The sequence below is a fragment of the Novosphingobium sp. ES2-1 genome, from assembly GCF_015169775.1.
In the GTDB taxonomy this organism is placed as follows: Bacteria; Pseudomonadota; Alphaproteobacteria; order Sphingomonadales; family Sphingomonadaceae; genus Novosphingobium; species Novosphingobium subterraneum.
In genome coordinates this window covers 783,752-803,269 of the sequence record NZ_CP063445.1, presented here as the reverse complement: position 1 = coordinate 803,269, position 19,518 = coordinate 783,752, and the positions used below count along the sequence as shown (strand labels likewise).

Sequence of the window (19,518 nt, the reverse complement as noted above, 5' to 3'; positions counted from 1 at the left end):
CCACCTAAGGCCGGTGGCGGAGACCCGAGAACTTGAACGTCGCGACATTCACCACGGCAAGCACGCCCAGTTCCTTCTGTCCGCCGAGCGCGGCGGTGGCAACGGTGCGGCCTTGGCGCGAGTGGACGGTCGACGGACGACCGGCGCAGTGGCAGGCGCTGGCCGAGAGTGCCTCGACCCCCAATCCCTTCTTTGAACCCTGGTATCTCATACCCTCGCTCGAAGCCTTCGATCCCCAGGGGACCAAGCGCTTGCTGACCGTCGAGATTGGTGGCGAACTGGCCGCGCTGATGCCGCTGACCAGGCCGCGCCGCTATGGGCGTTGGCCGCTGCCGCACTTGGCGAGCTGGCTGCATCCCAACGCCTTTCTGGGCGTGCCCTTGGTTCGGGCCGGCTGCGAGAGAGTGTTCTGGCAAGCGCTGTTGCAATGGGCCGACGAAGCGGCGACACGCGAACAGGCTCTGTTCCTGCACCTGCCCGCAATGCCTCTGGAACAGCCATTGACCGCGGCGTTGTTCGAACTGTCCGAACTGCAGGGCCGCAAGGCTGCGCTCGTCATGCGCGAACAACGGGCCATGCTGCATTCGCCGCTTTCGCCGGATCTTTACCTCGAGCGCGCGCTGACCGGCAAGAAACGCAAGGAGTTGCGTCGTCAGCACGCGCGCCTGGCCGAACAGGGCGCGCTAGCCTTCGAACGACAGCTGGATGCCACGGATCTCGAAAGCTGGATCGAGCAGTTTCTCCTCCTTGAAAGGCGCGGCTGGAAAGGCACCAGTGGCAGCGCAATGGCCTGTGCGTCCACGACGGAATCGCTGTTTCGCAAGGCGCTTGTCGAAGCTGCGGGGATTGGCAGGCTGGAGCGCCTGGCACTGACGCTGGACGGGCGCCCCATCGCAATGCTCGCCAATTTCCTGACGCCGCCCGGCAGCTTCTCCTACAAGACCGCCTTCGACGAGGATTTCGCGCGCTTTTCTCCTGGCGTCCTGTTGCAGCGGGAGAACCTCGCACTCCTGTCGCGACCGGACATCAGCTGGTGCGACAGCTGCGCCGCACCCGATCATCCGATGATCGACAGCCTCTGGACCGAACGCCGGCCGATCGGACGCATTTCGGTTGCCATCGGCGGCAGTATCCGGCGCAGGTTCTTCGAAACTCTCCTGTCGCTCGAATTGGGGCGCAACCCTGTCGGACTGAGCCGATGAACAAACCGATTGCCTTCGCTGGCGGAGCCGCGCCCCTCGACGCTTTCGACGAGACCTCGCGCGCCGCTTTCGCCGCCTCCTATCCGGAAGTGCCGCACAAGCTGGTCCACCGGCTGGGCATGCACCCGCTGATGCATCCCGATGCCCTCGCTATCCTTGGCGAGGCGCTGCCGGACCGCTCGGTCGAATACAATCGTGCGGCCTTGCCATTGGGGCTCAACGGGGAAAAAGCTCCCGCCAACGGCATTGGTATCGGCGAGACGATCCGCAACATCGCATCCACCGGAAGCTGGGCGGCTCTCAAGAATATCGAGCAGATCCCCGCCTATGCGGAGCTTCTCGACAGCCTGCTCGACGAATTGCGCCCGGTCATCGAACAGCGCACGGGCGCAATGCTGAAACCGCAGGGCTTCATCTTCGTGACCAGCCCGGGCGGCGTGACACCCTATCACTTCGACCCCGAACACAACATCCTCCTTCAGGTGATGGGGTCGAAGGTCATGACGATGTTTCCGGCAGGCGATGCCCGCTTTGCCCCGGACGAAACGCACGAGACCTATCACACCGGCGGCGGGCGAGACCTGTTCTGGCGCGATGAATGGCTCGGCGGCGGCAAGGACTGGTCGCTGTCCCCGGGCGAGGCGCTCTACGTGCCGGTGATGTCGCCCCATTTTGTACGCAATGGCCCGCAGCCCTCAGTTTCCCTCTCGATCACCTGGCGATCAGAATGGAGTTTTGCCGAAGCAGACGCGCGCGCCTTCAACGGGTTGCTGCGCAAGTTTGGCATGAAGCCACGCCCGCCCGGCCGCTGGCCGAATGGCAATCGCACCAAGGCGCTGTGCTGGCGGGTCTATGCCAAGGCGCGTGGCTTGCGCTGAATTGATCCCGTTGACGTAAACGGCAGCCACGTCCATCGCGTTTGCATGACCGACTCTGAAAATCCGACACCGCAGGAACTCGTCGAAAGACTGCTCGACCTTCTCGACGTGAAGGACCACGGCGGCGACCGCTTCGAGGGTCGTCGCAAGATCGGCGGCGTCGGCCGCGTGTTCGGCGGCCAGGTGATCGGGCAGGCCTTGGCAAGTGCAGAACGCACCGTCCCCGCCGACCGCCCCGTCCATTCGCTCCATGCCTATTTCCTGCGCGGCGGAAACGAGGATCACGAGATCGACTTCAAGGTCGAGCGTGACCTCGATGGCGGCAGCTTTTCGAACCGCAGGGTGGTCGCCAGCCAGCTGGGCAAGCCGATTCTCAACATGGTCGCTTCGTTCCACCGGCGCGAGGACGGGCGACACCATGCAGAGCCGATGCCCCAGGTCGTGGGGCCGGACGACCTTGCCAGCGAGAGCGAGTTGCGCCTGCGTTATGCCGCAAAGATGCCCGAGAAGCAGCGCCAGCAAATGCTGCAGCCGCGGCCGATAGAGCTGCGCCCCATCGAGGCCCGGCACTGGATGAACAATGGACCGCAAGAACCGCGTGCGCACACCTGGTTCCGCTCGGTTGGCGCCCTGCCCGATGATCCCCGCATCCACCGTGCGGTCCTGGCCTATGCCAGCGACATGACCTTGCTTGGCACGTCCACCCTCCCGCACGACATCAGCTGGTCGAAAGGCAACCTGATGGGGGCGAGCCTCGATCATGCGATCTGGTTCCACGACGAGTTCCGCGCGGACGAATGGATGCTCTATGCGTGCGACAGTCCCTGGGCAGGGCGCGCGCGCGGTTTCAATCGCGGACGGATCTACACGCGTGATGGCCGTCTTGTCGCCAGCGTGGCGCAGGAAGGCCTGATTCGACCGATCGAGCGGAAGACGTCTGCCGACTGATCAGGGCTTGGCACAGACGGCGCCGACGATGCGGGGCTTGTCGATCATTGCGAAGACCACCCGTCCGAGCGACGTCACACCGGGTTTGCCGGCAAGTTCCCGGGCGACTTTCTCGAAACGGTGACAGTTGGCAGTGTCAGTCGCGCCCCCGCCATAGCGGTTGCCAAGTTGCGTGGAATAGCTTTCGTACGCCCGCTTCTGCGGCGCGAAGAACGCGCGCATGCGCCGGTCCGCCGCCGCAAAGATCGGGTGGTGCGTGCCCATCATGGCTTCGACGACCGGCCCGATATCGGTGCCGATCGCCTTGCAGCGCAGGGTTACCGCCATCATCATCGTCTCGAATTCGTGAACGCGCGCCGCAGTGATGGTTTCACGGTCAAGGCACGCTTCGGCCTGGGCCGGGGTTGCTGCAAGCAGCACGCCAGCCATTCCCAGTTCCACCGCGCGCCTCACTTCGTCGCCGTCGCGATCTGGCAGGCCGTTATCGGCAAGGCCATGAGCTGGTCGAACTGGCGAACCACCGCAGCCTGACGCGCATAGGCGGCAGCGGCGACCTGCTGCTGGTAGGAGCTGGCTTCCGCCGCCAGGGCATTCATCGGCGAAGGATCGCGGGACAGCTGAAAACTGTCATAAGCCTGCTGCAGCTTCTGCATATGGGCAATGGCCGCATCATTGTTGGCGCGGGCAAGATCGAGGTGCGGCTTGTAGCGGGTCTCGTAGAACGCATTGCGCTGTTCGGCCGAGCAGAACGAGGTTGGCAAGGACAGGTCGGCAATTTCGGTCAGGACTGGCCGCGGGGGCAACGCAAAGCCATTTGCTGCAGCGACCCGGTCCGTGCCACCGCCAACTTCCTGCGACCTGGCCAGTTCGAGCAGCAGGTTCGCATCGCTGGTCACGTCCGAGGCTTCGGCAATGGCAGCCTTGGGCGCTGCAACCACTGCTGGCTTTGGTTCCGCGGGGCTCTGCATCGGCACAGGCGCGGCCGCTGGCGCAGTTGCAGCGACAGGCGTTGGCGGCGCGGACGGCGGAGCCGGCTGCGACACCACGGTCGCCACGGCCGGCGTCAGTTGAGCCGCAGGCGCCGCAACCGGCGCAACGGCTGGAGCGGCCACCGGCGCGACTGCAGCAGGCGAAATCGGAGCCTTACGCAAGGTGGCAAGTTTCGCTCTCGCCAATCCGGCAAAGGTACCGGCAGGGTACTGCTGCAGATAGGCATCATAGACCGCCGGATCATCGCTTCCTGCCACCGACTGCCAGAAAGCCAGTTCAAAGGGCGACCCGACTCCATTGGCGGATTGCGCATGCGCAGGAGCAGAAACGCTCAGCAGCAGACCCGCTGCCAGCGGAAGCGCTGCCTTGCGCAAATTCAGCCCCACCATGCCACTAGCCCCCCGGCTTCATCCATATTCGATGCAACTTCTGTAGACAACAGACAGCAGCAGCCTGAAACCGCTCCAAACAGAATAGGTTACCGATACGTCAATAGTGTTTTTGCGTATATCCTGCTTTAATTAAGCAAGTGTGTCGCCTTTTGGCCAAATTCGCGCCAATGTAAGCCCTGCGCTTCCAGCCACTGATCATCGTAATAGGTCTGGGCATAGCGCAAGCCCGAATCACACAGAATCGTTACGATCGATCCCACCTCACCCGCAGCCGCCATCTCTTCGACCAGCTGCAGGCAGGCGTGGATATTCGTTCCGGTCGAGCCGCCCACTGGCCTGCCGATCCGCGTGGCGATGGCACGCGTTGCACCGATCGAAGCAGCATCCGGCACGGCGATCATGCGATCGATCACCTCCGGCACGAAGGAAGGTTCGACGCGTGGGCGGCCGATGCCTTCGATCAGGCAGCACGCACCCTGCGGCGGTGCTGTCACGCTACGATCGGCATGGTGACGATGGAAGACGGAGCCTTCGGGATCGGCCACGCAAAGCCGCGTCGGATATCGGCCATAGCGGATGAAGCGGCCAAGCGTGGCCGAAGTGCCGCCCGTCCCTGCCCCGCAGACGATCCAGGCCGGCACCGGATGGTCCTCGCGCGCCATCTGCTGGAAGATCGACTGCGCGATGTTGTTGTTGCCGCGCCAGTCCGTTGCCCGTTCAGCGTAAGTGAACTGATCAAGGAACAGTCCGCCCGCTTCGGCGGCAAGTCGCTCTGCCGCAGGGTACATCTCGCTCGCGCTGTCGACCATGTGAACATCGCCGCCATGGAAGCGGATGGCCTCGATCTTCGCAGGTGAGGTGCTGCGCGGGATGACAGCCACGAATTTCAGGCCGATCAGCTTGGCGAAATAAGCCTCGGAAACGGCGGTCGAACCGCTGGTGGCATCGACCAGCAATGTGCCGGGCCCGATGCGGTTGTTGCACAGGCCATAGAGGATCAGCGAGCGCGCCAGGCGGTGCTTGAGGCTGCCGGTCGGGTGGACGCTCTCGTCCTTGAGGTAAAGCGTGATCCCCGGAAACTTGGGCAGTTCGACGCGGATCAGGTGGGTGTCGGCAGAGCGGTTGAAGTCCGCCTCGATCCGGCGCACGGCCTCGTCGCTCCATGCCCTGCGCTGGTCTGCCATCCTTGCCTCCATCCTCTACCCATTGGGATGATAGAAGTCATAGACGGTTTGCGCCACTGCCGCGCTGACGCCCGGTGCCCGCTGCAGATCATCAAGGCTGGCGGCGCGCACCTTGCCCGCCGTGCCGAAGTGCAGCAGCAGCGCGCGCTTGCGCGCCGGGCCGATGCCGGGGATTTCGTCCAGCGGACTTGCAGTAATCGCCCGGCTCCGCTTGGCGCGGTGTGCGCCAATGGCGAAGCGGTGGACCTCGTCGCGCATGTTCTGGAGGTGGAACAGCACCGGAGAGTTCACGGGAAGCATCTTCTCGCGCCCGTCGGGGAAGTGGAACACCTCGCGCCCTTCGCGCCCGTGGTGGGGGCCCTTGGCAATCGCGATCAGCGGCACGTCCTCGATACCAAGCTCGCCCAGTGCTTCCTTCACCGCCGACATCTGCCCCTTGCCGCCGTCGATCAGAACGAGGTCGGGCCACATGCCGCTTTCGCGATCAGGATCTTCCTCCTGCACCTTGCCGAAGCGGCGGGTCATCACTTCGCGCATCATGCCGAAGTCGTCGTTGGTCTGCGCGGTCTTGATGTTCCACTTGCGGTACTGGCCCTTCACGAAGCCTTCCGGCCCCGCGACGATCATCGCACCCAAGGCATTGGTGCCCTGAATGTGGCTGTTGTCGTAGACCTCGATGCGCTGCGGCACTTCCGGCAGCTCGAGGAACTCGGCCAGCTCGCGCATGACTTTGGCCTTGGTGCCGCTTTCGGCCATGCGGCGGTCGAGCGATTCCACTGCGTTGCGCTGTGCCTGCTCCATCAACCGGCGCCGGTCGCCGCGCTGTGGCACCGAGATCTCGACCTTGCCGCCCGCGCCCTCGCACAGGGCTTCGGCCAGCAGCGCAGCCTCGGGCAGTTCGCGGTCCACCAGGATCAGGCGTGCAGGTGGCACTTCCTCGTAGAACTGCGCGAGGAAGCTGGTCATTACCTCTTCCTCCGACCGGCCCTCGGTGTGGCTGGGGAAGAAGGCGCGGTGCCCCCAGTTCTGCCCGCCGCGGATGAAGAAGGCCTGCACCGCAACCTGCCCGCTCTTGACCGCCATGGCGAAGACATCGGCATTGCCGACCCCTTCGGCATTGATCGCCTGGCTGCCCTGGATGAAGGTGGCGGCGCGCAGGCGATCGCGCAGCATCGCGGCGCGCTCGAAGTCAAGGTTCTCTGCCGCCTCCTGCATCTGCGCCTCGATCTCGCGTTGGACGGCGCTTGATTTGCCGCCGAGGAAATCCTTCGCCTGCCGGACCAGTTCGCCGTAGTCCTCCGAGCTGATCCGGTCGACGCAAGGGGCCGAACAACGGCGGATCTGGTAGAGCAGGCAAGGCCGGTCACGCCGCGCCATGAAGCCGTCGTTGCAGCTTCGAAGAAGAAACAGCTTCTGCAACGCGTTGATCGTGGTGTTGACGCTGCCAGCGCTGGCAAAGGGGCCATAATAATTGCCCTTGGCCTTGCGCGCTCCCCGGTGCTTCTGGATGCGCGGGAACGCGTGATCGCCGCGCAAAAGGATGAACGGGAACGATTTGTCATCGCGCAGCAGCACGTTGTAGGGCGGGCGGAAGCGCTTGATCAGCTGTGCTTCAAGCAGCAGCGCCTCGGCTTCGGAATTGGTTGTGACAATCGTCATGCTGCGCGTCTGGCTGACCATGCGGCGCAGGCGGTTTGGCAGGCGATCCACCTGTGTGTAATTCGCAACGCGGTTCTTCAGCGCCCGTGCCTTGCCCACGTAGAGCACGTCCCCGCGCGCATCGAGCATGCGGTAGACGCCGGGCTTGGGCCGCAGCGTGTTCACCGTATCGCGGATGACCGACACGCCCAGCTCAATGTCCGGCTTGTCCGCTCCGCGCACGGTGGTGGACGCGCGATCTTCGTGGAAGCGCTCGGTATCGCGGTCGGGTGGAGGGGCGGGCGTGCGGGGCATGGCGTCCCCCTGCAAATAGTCGCTGAAGCGCGCGGCGCAATGGCAAGGTGGCCGGTTTCCCCAAAGTCATCAGGGTTTTCCCGCATGGTCCGTTTTGGCAGTATTAGCGCCGTTGCGCGACAAGCCTCACATGATCGGTCAACCATTTGGCAGGGCTGGAACGAGCGCAAGCGCCATTCCTCAGGGGCGGCGTAGCGACGCTCGCGTTCGCCTGCATCTGCCCGCACGCCTGATCCTCCTGACAAGCGTGCAGTCCTGCATACTCGAAGATCTCTCGGCTACCGGAGCCGCCCTTATCCCTGAGGAAGGCCTGCCCCCGGTCGGCGCTTCAGCGATCCTGCAATGTGAACATATTGAAGCCTTCGGCCAGATTCGCTGGGCCCGTTATGGCCGTTGCGGCGTGATGTTCGAGGAGAAACTGCCCCTGTCGCAAGTCATCGCCCTCAGGCACTTTTCCGACAACTTCGAGCAGACCGAGCGCGAACGCCACAAGGAACGCGCCCGGGCCTGGGTTCAAGGCAAGAGCCGGATCGTCTGAACCGTCAGAACTGCTTGCGGAACTCGATCTCGAACACCCGGCCGCGCGGATCCTGATACCCCGGCTGATAGCGCAGTGGCACCGCCCCGCTATCGTCAGTGACCCGCTGCTGAGCGTTGAACACGTTGTCGACAGACAGAGACACGCGCGAGCCTTTCAGGAACGGCACCTGCTCCACCAGTTTCGCCTTTCTGCCCAAATCAGCGAAAAGGCGCAGGTTGAATGTCGCGATCGGCGCGAACCTGAGAGTTGTGGAACCCGGCAGGCCGCTGGCATCGATGCGGGAACCGCCAGTGTAATTGCCACTGAAGCGCAGGCCGAACCCGCGATAGAATCCGCCGCCCTCCATCTCGAGCGAATGGCGCGCCACGCTCCCGCTGATGGCATCGCCATCCAGAAGGTTAAGCACGGTTCCACCCGACGCGATCTGCACCGATTGCTGGAAGCGCACGGTGTGGAACACCGAGAGGTTCCAGCGCCCCCGACCGTCGGAGTTGAACCCGCCCGGCCCACCGCGACCGCCGCCGCCCATGCGCGGTCCGGCACCGGCAGGCGGAGGACCAGCCTGGCCTGCCCCGGCCGGAGGCGCGCCAGCGGGCGGACCACCGGCACCAGGCCCACCCGGACCGGCCCCGCCCGACCGCAGGCCGGCCATTGGCCCACGTTGCATGGTCGGGTCAGGCTTGCCGAAATTGCCCGATAGGTTGAGGCCATAGCGCAGGCGCGAACCTTTCTCTTCGGCAAAAGTGACCGGGCTCTGGTCCACTGACACGATCCGCCCCGACGCATCGCGAATGACACGTCCCGGAAACGCTGCTTCCACCTCAGACGTCAGCAGAGGAAAATCGTTCGTTGTATTGGTCGACCGGTTGCGGAAGTATTCAGCGACGAAGGTCGAATCCTTGAGGAACGGCAGCGTCCAGTTGAAGCCGAATTTCCAGTCGCGCTGGCGCTCCTTCACGAGATTGGGATTGCCGCCGGATATCACCCGGGCCAGGACCGTCTCACCGCGCGAAAAGTCGTAGATCGAAACGTTCTCGGTGAGGATCGAAGGGCCGCCCAGTTCAGTCAGGCTCGGCGCCTTGTCGGCGGCGACATAACTGGCCTGCAGGGTCAGCTTTTCCGTGGGACTGTAGGTCAGCCCGCCGCCCCAGTTATAGAGTGTGCCGAAGTCCGAAAGCCGGTGCACTTCGGCATTCGCGTTAAGCGAAATGTCGCCAATGCCCGCACCAAACCCTTCCTTGCGACTGGTGATCGGCAGGTCAAAACTGAACCCTGCCTGCGCATCGCCGCGCTTCAGGTTCACTTGGCCCGCGGTCGTCCTCGTATCGCTGCTCTCAATCCCTGCGTAATCAAACCCGGCCTTCACGGTCAGCGCGGCCTCACCGGCCGGCAAGCGCATCATTCGCCCGCTCAGCGTGGCAAGACCGGTGAACGAATCGGTCTTCGACAGCGCCTGGTCGGCAGCACCCGTCACGATAGCGCTGGTTGGCAAGCTGCCACTTGCCGACAGTTCGCCAGAGGTCACCAGTGCCTGCAGTGCGGACAGGTCCGCACTGCGATCGATCGTGCTTTTCGTCTCGACGTGGCCGCCATCGGCCGTCACCGCGAGGTTCCAGTTGCCGAGCGGCTTGTTGAGCGCAGCACCTGCTTGCCAGGTCGTCGTCCGGCGTCGGGTGGTGATCGGATCGGGATAGAGCGTGGTCCGGGCATAGCTGGCGGTGCCATCGGTCAGCGTGATGGCATTGAGGCCATTGAGCGTTCGCGAATCGTCGCGCTGCGCGAGAAGGTTGACACTCAGCCCTGCTCCGCCGCCAAGTGCCCTTGCCAGAGTTGCATTTAGCTGCGCCGACTTCGAATCCCCGATCAGCGTTCTGTAAGCTGCAGGATCGGGATCGTCCGCCACCCGCATGCCTGACGTAGCGGTCTGCACGATGCCCCGCTCAGCCTCGGTCAAGGGGCTCGTGTCTTCGATCTTGCCAGTTATGTTGATGCGATTGCCACCGGTTATCTTTGTCAGCGATAGTTCCTGCTCCCACTCGGTGAAACCACCGCCACTCGGCAGGCGCAGTTCACTGTCAGAGCCATAGGCGCTGAAATTGTCCTTGAGGATGAAGTTCACCACCCTCTGGTCGGGCCGGTATCCGAATTTGAGCGCCACCTCCTCGGGCAGCACCTCGACGCGCCGGATCGCCTCCGGTGGCAGGCCTCGCATCTCGCGGAAGCCCGAAATTCGCATGCCGTTCAGCAGCACCACCGGCATCCCGTCGCCACGTCCGCGTCCTGACGAAGTCTGCGGCGAGAGGGCCGCAAGCAGTTCCTGCAGCGAGCCTGTGCCATACGAGGCAATGGCCTCTTCATCCAGAACCGCAATTGGCGGCTGCGCAGTATCGACCTGCCCCTTGATGCGCGTGGCGACCACAAGGATCTGACCTTCCTCGGCGACGACGGCATCGCCATCGAGGTCCTGACCTGGATCCTGCGGCACCTCCTCTGTGCCTGCCACGACCTCCTGCGCCGTGGCGGTGCCGGATGCCGACAGGCAAATTGCAATGGCTGCCAGCGAAGAAGCGGCATGAAGTCTCACGTGTGCAATTCCTTGAATTTGTGCCCGCTGGCTGAGCATCGGCGCTTTCAACGAAACAACTGGCGAGAGGGTCCCTCATCGGCAACGCGCATTTCGTATCAGTTTGTCGCACTGCAGCATGCGTGGTTACATCGGCAGCGAAACCTGAACCAAAGCTGGTCACTTCCAGCGCGCCTCTTCCCTTTTTCGCCCGGCAAGGCTATGGGCCGCGCAATTCCTCTGCGCGCGGATCATTTCCGATGACCTGCGCGTTCCTTTTTGCATACCTCTATACAAAGGCATCCGAGCCCGCCGATGGCGAAAGAAGAACTCCTCGAAATGCGCGGACAGGTGGTGGAACTCCTGCCCAACGCGATGTTCCGCGTCCGCCTCGAAAACGACCACGAAATCCTCGGCCACACCGCCGGCAAGATGCGCAAGAACCGCATCCGCGTGCTGGTGGGCGATGAAGTTCTGGTCGAACTCACCCCCTATGATCTGACCAAAGGTCGCATCACCTACCGCTTCATGCCCGGTCGCGGCGGTCCCGGCGGCTTTTGATGATGGGCGAGCTTTCGCCCGCGTCATCACCCCACCAACTGGTTCTGGCATCGGCCAGCCCGCGCCGGCTTGAACTGCTGCGGCGCATCGGCGTGACGCCTTCGCGCGTCGTGGCCACCGACATCGACGAGACACCGCGCAGGGGCGAACGTCCCCGCGCCCATGCGTCGCGGCTTGCTGCCGAAAAGGCCCGCGCCGCTGCCGCACTTGCCCCGGATTGCGTGATCCTTGCGGGCGATACCGTCGTTGGCGCCGGAACGCGCATCCTGCCCAAGGCGGAAGACGAGGCAACCGCACGCCAGTGCCTCGCCCTGCTCTCGGGCCGTCGCCATCGGGTATTTTCTGCCATCGCGGTGATTACCCCCGACGGAGCCTTGCGCGAAGCCCTGTCCGAGACGATCGTGCGCTTCAAGCGCCTCTCGGACGAGGAAATGGAAAGCTACATCGCTGGCGGAGAATGGCACGGCAAGGCCGGCGGCTATGCCATCCAGGGCAGCGCCGAAGGCTTCTGCGACTGGCTTTCGGGCAGCCATTCCGGCGTGATTGGCCTCCCCCTGTTCGAAACACGCAAACTCTTGCGGGCCGCAGGCATCGATGTCTGCTGACTGGCTCCATGAAGCAGGGATCGGCGAAGAACGCGCGATCCTGGTTTCGGGCGGTCGCATACTCTCTGCCCGCGTCTGCTGGGGAGAGAAGGTGCGTCCCGGTCTGGTCGCGCAGGCCCGCCTGGTCACCCGCCACGCCGGCAGCCGGCGGGGTGTCGTGCGCTTCGATGACGGCGCCGAAGCGCTGGTCGACCAGCTCCCGCGCGAGGCTACCGAAGGCGTAAGCCTGCCCGTGCGTGTAACCCGCGCCGCCATCGCCGAACGCGGCCGCACCAAGCTCCCTGTCGTCCGTCCCGCCCCTGGCGAGGATCCTCGCCCAGCACCAAGCTTGCGCGAAGAACTCGAAGCGACCGGCGCTTCGGTCAAATCGGTCGCCATCACGGGCCGTGCCTTTGCGGAGAATGGCTGGGACGAACTCGCTGAACAGGCCGTCACGGGCGAGATCGCATTCGCGGGCGGCTCGATCATCGTCAGCCCGACCCCGGCAATGACACTTATCGATATCGATGGCACCCTTCCGCCGCTGAAGCTCGCGCTGTCCGCGGTCGATGTCATCGCCGATGCGCTGCACCGGCTTGATATCGGCGGATCGGTCGGCATCGATTTCCCGACGCTGCACGAAAAGAAGGAGCGCCAACACGTCGACAAGGCGCTCGGCGATGCGCTGATCGACTGGCAGGGCGAGCGCACCGCGATGAACGGCTTCGGTTTCGTGCATCTGGTGTCGCGGCTTGAACGCGCCTCGCTGGTGGCGCGATACACGCGCTTTCCGGTCGCTGCCGCTGCCCGTGCACTTCTGCGCAACGCCGAGCGCGTCAGCGAGCCCGGCGCACTGTTGCTGACCGCCCATCCGCGCGTGCTTGCCGCGATTCTCCCCGCATGGGAGACGGAACTGGCCAGTCGGACCGGCCGCACGATCCGCCGCAAGGAAGACCCGGCCCTTGCCCTTTCCGGCGGATTTGCCCAAGGCGTGCCGCTATGAATACGCCTGCCGCCCGGCCCACCCAGAAGCGCTGCCCGATCTGCGGCAAGCCCCGCAGCGAAGCCCACACCCCGTTCTGTTCGACCCGCTGCAAGGACCGCGATCTGGTGCAGTGGCTGGAAGGCGGATACGCGCTCCCGGGACGACCGGCCGACGAGGATCACGAAGACTAGCCCTCTCCAAAATTTTCGCGCGATGGGGCTTGCCAAGCCCGCGCCGCTTCGCCATAGGCGCGCTTCCCATCGCCTGCAGGTCCTTCTCAGGACGCGGCAAAGGACGATGCCCGGGTAGCTCAGTTGGTAGAGCAGCGGATTGAAAATCCGCGTGTCGGCGGTTCGAATCCGTCCCCGGGCACCATTTTCACCGATCTTCACATCGCCGCTTGATCGCCTTTGAGATCTGCTTGACTGTTCCCGCCTGAGGCCTGTTCGTTGGTGGGCCGGGAGGAAGCGATGCGGGTCTGCGTGGCTGGGGGGACGGGGACAATCGGGCGTGCGGTAGTTCGCAATCTGGCGAAGCGCGGGCATGTGGTCAGTTGCCTTACGCGACGGCCGGATGACGGTCTGGCAGCGATTGCGCAAGTCATCCTCGCCGACCTGTCAGACACGAACGTCTTGTGGCGCACCTTCGGTGAAGGTCGGTTCGATGCGGTCATCTCGTGCATCGCTTCGCGCACCGGAGTGCCGGGCGATGCCTGGGCGGTGGACCACCGGGCCAACCTCAACCTGCTCGATGCCGCCAAGGAAGCTGGCATTGGGCACTTCGTGCTGCTTTCCGCGATCTGCGTGCAGAAGCCGCTGCTGGCGTTCCAGCATGCCAAGCTGGCGTTCGAGGCTGCGCTTGCCGCATCCGGCATCCGCTATTCGATCGTCCGCCCTACCGCCTTCTTCAAATCGCTCTCCGGACAGATCGAGCGGGTCAAGACCGGCAAGCCGTTTCTCGTCTTCGGCAACGGCGAATTGACCGCCTGCAAGCCGATCAGCGATGGCGATCTTGCAGCCTACATTGCCGAGTGCCTCGAGCATGAGGAGCGCTGGAACCGCGTGCTGCCGATCGGTGGCCCCGGCCCTGCGCTGACTCCGCGTCAGCAGGGCGGAGCGCTGTTTGCGATGCTCGGAAAGGAGCCGCGCTTCCGCTCGGTGCCGCTGGGGCTGCTCGACACCATTGCCGGGAGCCTCGGCCTCGCTGGCAAGCTCATTCCGAGCCTGGCGACCAAAGCGGAACTGGCGCGGATCGGGCGGTACTATGCCAGCGAATCGATGCTGATGCTCGATCCGGCAACGGGCCGCTACGATGCCGATGCCACCCCATCGACGGGCAGCGACACCCTGTTCGACCATTATCGCGCCGTGCTGGATGGCCGTGCCAGCGTCGATCGCGGCGATCACGCGGTCTTCTGAGTTTTTGCTGGAAACGATCATATTTGATTGCTATTGATCGTTTATTGAAAAGTCTGCGGGAGAGCGCAGTGCCATCAGGCGCAACCATCGTCATCGATCTCGGCAAGACGCTGAGCAAGGTCAGCCTGTGGGACGCGGGCGGGACGATGCTCGACCGTCAGGTGCGCCCCAACGTGCCGCTGGAAATGGGCGGGATCCGTCGGCTCGATGCGCCCGCAACCGGCAAGTGGCTGATCGAGACGCTGGCTCGCTACGCCCATGCTCCGGTGGAGACGATCGTGCCGGTCGGCCACGGCGCGGGCGTGGTCGCGCTGGTCGATGGTGCGATGGCATTCCCGCCATTCGATTACGAGCAGGCCCTGCCGCCCGAGATCATGGCCGAATACCGCGCCCAGCGCGATGCCTTTGGCATGACCGGCTCCCCCGCTCTGCCCGATGGCCTGAACTTCGGCAGCCAGCTGTGGTGGATGGAGCGCCTGGCGCCCGAGGCGATGGCCCGCGCCACGTTGCTGCCCTGGGCGCAATACTGGGCGTGGTTCCTCACCGGCAATGCGTTGAGCGAAGTGACCAGCCTTGGCTGCCATTCAGACTTGTGGTGCCCGCAGGAGGCTGACTTCTCGCCCATGGCCAGACGCCTCGGCTGGGCGGAGCGCTTTGCCCCGCTCGCCCGCGCCGGCGATACCGTCGGCAAGATCCGCCCGGAGATTGCCGCGCAAACCGGTCTTTCTCCAAACGTCCGCGTGCTCGCCGGCCTGCACGATTCCAACGCCGCCCTGCTCGCCGCCCGAGGTTTTGCCGAGATGGCCGATCATGAGGCCACCGTGCTGTCCACCGGCACCTGGTTCATCGGTATGCGTTTGCCCGCAACGCCGGTCGATACGGCAAGCCTGCCCGAGGGCCGCGACTGCCTCGTCAACATAGACGTCCATGGCCGCCCCGTCCCCTCGGCGCGCTTCATGGGCGGTCGCGAGATCGAGACGCTGATCGAGATCGATACCCGCCGCGTCGACATCAAGCCTGACCAGCCCGCGCTTCTCGCGGCCGTGCCTGAAGTTCTGCGCGCCTCCCGCATGGTCCTGCCCACCCTGATGCGCGGTTTCGGTCCCTATCCGCAGGGCACCTTCGGCTGGGTCAACCGCCCGGAGGACTGGTACGAGCGCCGCGCTGCCGCCTGTCTCTATGCCGCGCTGGTCGCAGACACCTCGCTCGACCTGATCGGCTCGTCAGAACGCCTGCTCGTCGAAGGCCGCTTTGCCGAGGCCGAGGTCTTCGTGCGCGCGCTTGCCGCCCTTCGCCCCGACACCGCCGTCTATACCGCCAACGCCCACAACGACGTCTCGTTCGGCGCGCTGCGCCTGATCGATCCCACGCTCACCCCGCGCGGCGAACTCGTCCGTGTCGAACCGCTCGATGGTGACGTCGACACCTATCGCAACCGCTGGCACGCCGAGATCGACGCCGCGCCCGAGAGAACCGCCGCATGATCGCCGCCTCCATATCGGACTTCCGCGAACTCGCCCGCCGCCGCCTGCCGCACTTCCTGTTCGAATACATCGACGGCGGCTCCTACAGCGAGACGACGCTCAGGCGGAATGTCGAGGACCTGCGCGATATCGCCCTGCGCCAGCGCGTGCTGCGCGACGTATCGGGGCTTGACCTGTCGACCGAACTGTTCGGCCAGAAGCTTGCTCTGCCTGTCGCCCTCGCCCCCATCGGCCTTGCCGGGATGAACGCGCGGCGCGGCGAATGCCAGGCAGTGCGCGCAGCCGAAACGGCTGGTATCCCTTTCACCCTCTCCACCGTCTCGGCCTGCTCGCTCGCCGAGGTGGCCAAGGCGGCAGCCAGGCCCTTCTGGTTCCAGCTCTACATGACTCGTGACCGCGGCTTCATGCGCGAATTGCTGCAGGAAGCGGTGGAGCTGAATTGCTCGACGCTGGTGTTCACTGTCGACATGCCGGTGCCGGGGAGCCGCTATCGCGACTATCACTCAGGCCTCGCCGGTGCCTCCGGGCTGACCGGCGCCATCCGCCGCACCCTGCAGGGCGCAGTGAAGCCTGCCTGGGCGTGGGATGTGGGCGTGATGGGCCGCCCGCATGGCCTCGGCAACGTGATCCGCAAGCTTGAGGGCAAGACCGGGATCGAGGACTTCTTCGCGTGGATGCGCGAGAACTTCGACAGTTCGATCTCGTGGAAGGACCTCGATTTCATCCGCTCCGAATGGAAGGGGCCGCTGGTCATAAAGGGCCTGCTCGATGCCGAGGACGCGGTGGAAGCGGCAAACCTCGGCGCCGATGGCATCGTCGTTTCCAACCACGGCGGCCGCCAGTTGGATGGCGTGCCGTCCACAGCACGCGCCCTGCCTGCCATTGCCGAGGCCGTGGGCGACCGGCTGACCGTGCTCGCCGATGGCGGCGTGCGTTCGGGGCTCGACGTGGTGCGCCTGCTCGCGCTTGGCGCAAAGGGCGTGCTGCTCGGCCGCGCCTGGGTCTTCGCCCTTGCCGCGCAGGGACAGCAAGGCGTCGAGCACATGCTCCGCCTGATCGAGGCCGAAATGCGCGTCGCCATGACGCTGACTGGCGTGAAAAGCATCAGCGAGATCGACCGCTCGATCCTCGTGAAGCCATAAGAACAAGGGACAGGAACCGATGGGCGCGAACCCGCTGCTGGGCGTAATCTTTCACTGGATCGGGGGCTTCTCCTCGGCCAGCTTCTATGTCCCCTACAAGCGCATCAGGCTGTGGTCGTGGGAGGTGTTCTGGCTGGCAGGCGGCCTGTTCTCCTGGGCGATCGCGCCGTGGCTGTTCGCCTCGATCAAGACGAAGGACCTCATTGGCGTCCTCTCCGCAACCCCGCGAGAAACGCTGATGTGGTGCTGGTTCTGGGGGGCAATGTGGGGCTTCGGCGGGCTGACCTTCGGCCTGACCATGCGCTATCTCGGCCTCTCGCTCGGTATGGCCGTGGCCTTGGGGCTGACCACCGTGATCGGCACGATGGGACCGCCGATCTTTGACGGCACACTGGGTGCCATCGCGGCAACGACCAGCGGCAAGCTGACGCTCCTTGGCATCCTGATCACGCTGGCGGGCATCGTCGTGGTCGCACGCGCCGGCAATGCCAAGGAAGCCGACCTTGGTGGCGCCGCATCAGAGGGCGTGGCCGAATTCAACCTTCGCAAGGGCTTGCTGATCGCGACCTTCTCGGGCGTGATGTCCGGCTGTTTTGCCTGGGGCCTTGCAGCGGGCCAGCCGATCCGTGACCTGACGCTGGCCGCAGGCACAGATCCGCTTTCCCAGGGTCTCCCGGTACTCTGCGTCGTCCTCGCCGGTGGCCTCACCACCAACGCGCTGTGGTGCGCCTGGCTGATCGCGAAGAACCGCAGCCTTGGCCAGTTCTTCGGCGCAGCCTCGCCAGAGGCACACCCGGGCGAACGTCCCAACCTGCTGGCCAACTGGCTGCTGGCCGCCTTGGGCGGCACGCTGTGGTACGGCCAATTCTTCTTCTACACCATGGGCGAGAGCCAGATGGGCGAATACGGCTTCTCCTCGTGGACGCTGCACATGGCCTCGATCATCCTCTTCTCCACCCTCTGGGGCTTCGCGCTCAAGGAATGGAAGGGCGCATCGCCCCGCACCCGCGCGCTGGTGTGGACCGGTATCGGCCTCCTCGTCGGCTCGACCATTGTCATCGGCGCTGGCAACATGCTGCAGGCGAGTGCATAAGCGCCAAGTTAGGGACGATGGGGCACCATGCACGCGGCAGAACGGGAAAGACGCATCTTCGAGGCGCTGCGGCCAACCGGCTTTGTCAGCTATCGCGATCTCGAAGTCCTGCTCGATGCCTCGCCCGCGACGATCCGGCGTGACCTGACACGGCTCGAGGAGTCCGGCCAGATCGTCCGCATTCACGGTGGAGCCAAGCTTCCCGAAACCGAAGATGCCGGTGGGCCGCGCCTTCTCGGCACCTCGTTCGATCAGAACATCACCCAGAACCTCGGGGCCAAGCAGGCAATCGGCAAGGCCGCAGCGGCGCTGTGCAGCCCAAGCGAAGGCGTGATGATCGATGGCGGCACAACCACGCTGCAGATGTGCCCCCATCTCGACGGTCTCGGACTGCAGGTGCTGACCAACTCGCTGCACATCGTCAACGCACTGCTCCCGCAGGCAGGCACGCGCATCCTCCTGCCATCGGGCGCAGTGTTTCGCGAACAGAACATCATCCTTGCCCCCGTCGGCGAGGAATCGATGCCACGCTTCCACGCCCCCCGCCTGTTCATGGGTGCCGCCGCCATCGGCCCGCAGGGCGCGATGCAGGCAGACCCGGTGCTGGTCGCCGCCGAACGTCGCCTGATCGACCGTGCCGAGGAAGTGATCCTCCTCGTCGACAGCAGCAAGTTCCGCAGCCAGTCAGGCACCATCGTCTGCGGTCTGGACGAGATCGACACCGTGATCACCGACAGCGGCATAACGCCGGAAATGGCCAAGGCCCTGCAGGACGCCGGCGTGAAGCTGGTAATTGCCTGAACACAGAACAGTTCGGCACAACCGGAACACTGCCCCCTCCTCCGCTCGTCCTGAGCCTGTCGAAGGACACAAGCACAACGCCGGATGCTTCGACAAGCTCAGCATGAGCGCACTGGGAAGGGCCTTTGCTCCGATCCCGCTCGTCCTGAGCCTGTCGAAGGACATGCGCACGGTGCCAGATGCTTCGACAGGCTCAACATTTGCGGGGTTGGGCAGATTCAGAAAATAGGTCGCGCTACTTCGCCTGCCCGCGCATTTCCAGATAGGCCGCTTCGCGCGCTTCCGGCGAAAGCGTGAGAAGATAGCGGCTCGCCTCCCTGAACGTCAGGAACGGCTTGCCATCCACCACGATCGGCACGGTCCGCCCGTTGTAGATCCGCCGCAGCAATCGGCGTTGCGGTCTGGTGAGCGATGCGTCGGCCCTACCAGGTTCGATGTCAGGATCGGTTTCAGATCCGGCTTCAAGTTCCGTTTCAAGGCCCGTTTCAATGTTCATCTCAGGGCCTATAGGGCACAGGATCAACGCCTGCCATTTCAATCGGACAGAGGAGACAGAATGAGCGCCCGATTCACCGAAACCGAACTGTCCGAGCATTTCGCCCACTGCATCCAGGTACTCGGCGGCACGACCGCTGCCAGCCGCCGGCTCGGCGTCGACGAGCGCGCGATCCGGCGCTTCGTCACCGGCGAAAAGCCCATTTCCGAAAGGCTGCTGCAGGACACGGCAACCGTGCTGCAGGCGCTGATTGAGGAAGCCTCCGCTGCCGAAGCGCGGATCACGGCAGCCTTGGGCGCCTGA

Annotated in this window: 20 protein-coding genes and 1 tRNA gene; 15 read left to right on the top strand and 6 right to left on the bottom strand. The window is 64.6% G+C overall.

Annotated elements, in window-relative coordinates; translation table 11 throughout:
* The first annotated feature begins 32 nt into the window (after positions 1-32).
* The 3 genes from IM701_RS03995 to IM701_RS03985 are packed head-to-tail and all read left to right on the top strand — an operon-like array spanning position 33 to position 3,028.
* On the top strand, positions 33-1,202 hold the full coding sequence (locus IM701_RS03995; RefSeq protein WP_230487785.1) for a GNAT family N-acetyltransferase: 1,170 nt from the start codon (positions 33-35) through the stop codon (positions 1,200-1,202).
* Positions 1,199-2,080 (top strand): transcriptional regulator, encoded by an 882-nt coding sequence (locus tag IM701_RS03990; protein WP_193827848.1) that lies wholly within the window; start codon positions 1,199-1,201, stop codon positions 2,078-2,080. The genes IM701_RS03995 and IM701_RS03990 overlap by 4 nt, the downstream gene beginning before the upstream one ends.
* A 45-nt stretch (positions 2,081-2,125) precedes the next feature.
* Positions 2,126-3,028 carry an acyl-CoA thioesterase II gene (locus tag IM701_RS03985; RefSeq protein WP_039336532.1) on the top strand — a complete coding sequence of 301 codons (903 nt, stop codon included), beginning with the start codon at positions 2,126-2,128 and terminating at the stop codon, positions 3,026-3,028.
* Here the strand turns inward: IM701_RS03985 and IM701_RS03980 are convergent, their stop codons facing one another.
* From IM701_RS03980 to uvrC, 4 genes are all read right to left on the bottom strand, one after another.
* Complete coding sequence (locus IM701_RS03980; RefSeq protein WP_193827847.1) at positions 3,029-3,457, bottom strand: hypothetical protein; 429 nt, start codon at positions 3,455-3,457, stop codon at positions 3,029-3,031.
* Between the two features lie 20 nt (positions 3,458-3,477).
* Positions 3,478-4,407, bottom strand: coding sequence for a hypothetical protein (locus IM701_RS03975; protein WP_193827846.1), 930 nt, complete (start codon positions 4,405-4,407; stop codon positions 3,478-3,480).
* Positions 4,408-4,535: 128 nt separating this feature from the next.
* Entirely contained in the window at positions 4,536-5,594 is a 1,059-nt protein-coding gene (locus tag IM701_RS03970; protein ID WP_193827845.1) for a PLP-dependent cysteine synthase family protein, read from the bottom strand.
* A gap of 15 nt (positions 5,595-5,609) precedes the next feature.
* On the bottom strand, positions 5,610-7,547 hold the full coding sequence (gene uvrC / locus IM701_RS03965) for an excinuclease ABC subunit UvrC (protein WP_193827844.1): 1,938 nt from the start codon (positions 7,545-7,547) through the stop codon (positions 5,610-5,612).
* Positions 7,548-7,677: 130 nt separating this feature from the next.
* On the opposite strand from uvrC, the gene IM701_RS03960 reads away from it, so the two are divergent.
* Positions 7,678-8,085 carry a PilZ domain-containing protein gene (locus IM701_RS03960; protein WP_052242589.1) on the top strand — a complete coding sequence of 136 codons (408 nt, stop codon included), beginning with the start codon at positions 7,678-7,680 and terminating at the stop codon, positions 8,083-8,085.
* 4 nt (positions 8,086-8,089) lie between these two features.
* On the opposite strand, the gene IM701_RS03955 is transcribed toward IM701_RS03960, so the two are convergent.
* A complete protein-coding gene (locus IM701_RS03955; protein WP_230487784.1) occupies positions 8,090-10,672 on the bottom strand; it encodes a TonB-dependent receptor in 2,583 nt (860 codons plus the stop codon).
* 294 nt (positions 10,673-10,966) lie between these two features.
* Between IM701_RS03955 and infA the strand changes: the two genes are divergently transcribed.
* From infA to IM701_RS03905, 10 genes are all read left to right on the top strand, one after another.
* On the top strand, positions 10,967-11,212 hold the full coding sequence (gene infA, locus IM701_RS03950) for a translation initiation factor IF-1 (protein WP_039338683.1): 246 nt from the start codon (positions 10,967-10,969) through the stop codon (positions 11,210-11,212).
* Complete coding sequence (locus tag IM701_RS03945) at positions 11,212-11,817, top strand: nucleoside triphosphate pyrophosphatase (RefSeq protein WP_193827842.1); 606 nt, start codon at positions 11,212-11,214, stop codon at positions 11,815-11,817. The genes infA and IM701_RS03945 overlap by 1 nt, the downstream gene beginning before the upstream one ends.
* A complete protein-coding gene (locus IM701_RS03940; protein WP_193827841.1) occupies positions 11,807-12,799 on the top strand; it encodes a ribonuclease E/G in 993 nt (330 codons plus the stop codon). The genes IM701_RS03945 and IM701_RS03940 overlap by 11 nt, the downstream gene beginning before the upstream one ends.
* Positions 12,796-12,972: a DNA gyrase inhibitor YacG gene (gene yacG / locus IM701_RS03935; protein WP_062343545.1), complete on the top strand. Its 177-nt coding sequence runs from the start codon at positions 12,796-12,798 to the stop codon at positions 12,970-12,972. The genes IM701_RS03940 and yacG overlap by 4 nt, the downstream gene beginning before the upstream one ends.
* A 108-nt stretch (positions 12,973-13,080) precedes the next feature.
* Positions 13,081-13,156 (top strand) — tRNA-Phe (locus IM701_RS03930).
* Between the two features lie 107 nt (positions 13,157-13,263).
* Positions 13,264-14,199 (top strand): NAD(P)H-binding protein, encoded by a 936-nt coding sequence (locus IM701_RS03925; RefSeq protein WP_230487783.1) that lies wholly within the window; start codon positions 13,264-13,266, stop codon positions 14,197-14,199.
* 68 nt (positions 14,200-14,267) lie between these two features.
* Entirely contained in the window at positions 14,268-15,683 is a 1,416-nt protein-coding gene (locus IM701_RS03920; RefSeq protein ID WP_193827839.1) for an FGGY-family carbohydrate kinase, read from the top strand.
* The gene (gene lldD / locus IM701_RS03915; RefSeq protein ID WP_193827838.1) at positions 15,680-16,825 is read left to right on the top strand and encodes an FMN-dependent L-lactate dehydrogenase LldD; all 1,146 of its coding nucleotides are present in this window, start codon (positions 15,680-15,682) and stop codon (positions 16,823-16,825) included. The genes IM701_RS03920 and lldD overlap by 4 nt, the downstream gene beginning before the upstream one ends.
* Positions 16,826-16,844: 19 nt before the next feature.
* Positions 16,845-17,918 carry an L-rhamnose/proton symporter RhaT gene (gene rhaT / locus IM701_RS03910; protein ID WP_193827837.1) on the top strand — a complete coding sequence of 358 codons (1,074 nt, stop codon included), beginning with the start codon at positions 16,845-16,847 and terminating at the stop codon, positions 17,916-17,918.
* Between the two features lie 27 nt (positions 17,919-17,945).
* A complete protein-coding gene (locus IM701_RS03905; RefSeq protein ID WP_193827836.1) occupies positions 17,946-18,719 on the top strand; it encodes a DeoR/GlpR family DNA-binding transcription regulator in 774 nt (257 codons plus the stop codon).
* A gap of 235 nt (positions 18,720-18,954) precedes the next feature.
* Here IM701_RS03905 and IM701_RS03900 read toward each other — a convergent pair whose 3' ends face one another.
* Complete coding sequence (locus IM701_RS03900; protein ID WP_230487782.1) at positions 18,955-19,215, bottom strand: hypothetical protein; 261 nt, start codon at positions 19,213-19,215, stop codon at positions 18,955-18,957.
* Between the two features lie 60 nt (positions 19,216-19,275).
* Between IM701_RS03900 and IM701_RS03895 the strand changes: the two genes are divergently transcribed.
* Entirely contained in the window at positions 19,276-19,518 is a 243-nt protein-coding gene (locus IM701_RS03895; RefSeq protein ID WP_039332849.1) for a hypothetical protein, read from the top strand.

What these genes read in the sequence shown, in the direction of transcription:
- IM701_RS03990 (WP_193827848.1), top strand. Translation starts at nt 1,199, where the DNA reads ATGAACAAACCGATTGCCTTCGCTGGCGGAGCCGCGCCCCTCGACGCT.
- IM701_RS03985 (WP_039336532.1), top strand. Translation starts at nt 2,126, where the DNA reads ATGACCGACTCTGAAAATCCGACACCGCAGGAACTCGTCGAAAGACTG.
- IM701_RS03980 (WP_193827847.1), bottom strand. Translation starts at nt 3,457, where the DNA reads ATGGCTGGCGTGCTGCTTGCAGCAACCCCGGCCCAGGCCGAAGCGTGC.
- IM701_RS03975 (WP_193827846.1), bottom strand. Translation starts at nt 4,407, where the DNA reads ATGGTGGGGCTGAATTTGCGCAAGGCAGCGCTTCCGCTGGCAGCGGGT.
- IM701_RS03970 (WP_193827845.1), bottom strand. Translation starts at nt 5,594, where the DNA reads ATGGCAGACCAGCGCAGGGCATGGAGCGACGAGGCCGTGCGCCGGATC.
- uvrC (WP_193827844.1), bottom strand. Translation starts at nt 7,547, where the DNA reads ATGCCCCGCACGCCCGCCCCTCCACCCGACCGCGATACCGAGCGCTTC.
- IM701_RS03960 (WP_052242589.1), top strand. Translation starts at nt 7,678, where the DNA reads ATGATCGGTCAACCATTTGGCAGGGCTGGAACGAGCGCAAGCGCCATT.
- infA (WP_039338683.1), top strand. Translation starts at nt 10,967, where the DNA reads ATGGCGAAAGAAGAACTCCTCGAAATGCGCGGACAGGTGGTGGAACTC.
- IM701_RS03945 (WP_193827842.1), top strand. Translation starts at nt 11,212, where the DNA reads ATGATGGGCGAGCTTTCGCCCGCGTCATCACCCCACCAACTGGTTCTG.
- IM701_RS03940 (WP_193827841.1), top strand. Translation starts at nt 11,807, where the DNA reads ATGTCTGCTGACTGGCTCCATGAAGCAGGGATCGGCGAAGAACGCGCG.
- yacG (WP_062343545.1), top strand. Translation starts at nt 12,796, where the DNA reads ATGAATACGCCTGCCGCCCGGCCCACCCAGAAGCGCTGCCCGATCTGC.
- lldD (WP_193827838.1), top strand. Translation starts at nt 15,680, where the DNA reads ATGATCGCCGCCTCCATATCGGACTTCCGCGAACTCGCCCGCCGCCGC.
- rhaT (WP_193827837.1), top strand. Translation starts at nt 16,845, where the DNA reads ATGGGCGCGAACCCGCTGCTGGGCGTAATCTTTCACTGGATCGGGGGC.
- IM701_RS03905 (WP_193827836.1), top strand. Translation starts at nt 17,946, where the DNA reads ATGCACGCGGCAGAACGGGAAAGACGCATCTTCGAGGCGCTGCGGCCA.
- IM701_RS03900 (WP_230487782.1), bottom strand. Translation starts at nt 19,215, where the DNA reads ATGAACATTGAAACGGGCCTTGAAACGGAACTTGAAGCCGGATCTGAA.
- IM701_RS03895 (WP_039332849.1), top strand. Translation starts at nt 19,276, where the DNA reads ATGAGCGCCCGATTCACCGAAACCGAACTGTCCGAGCATTTCGCCCAC.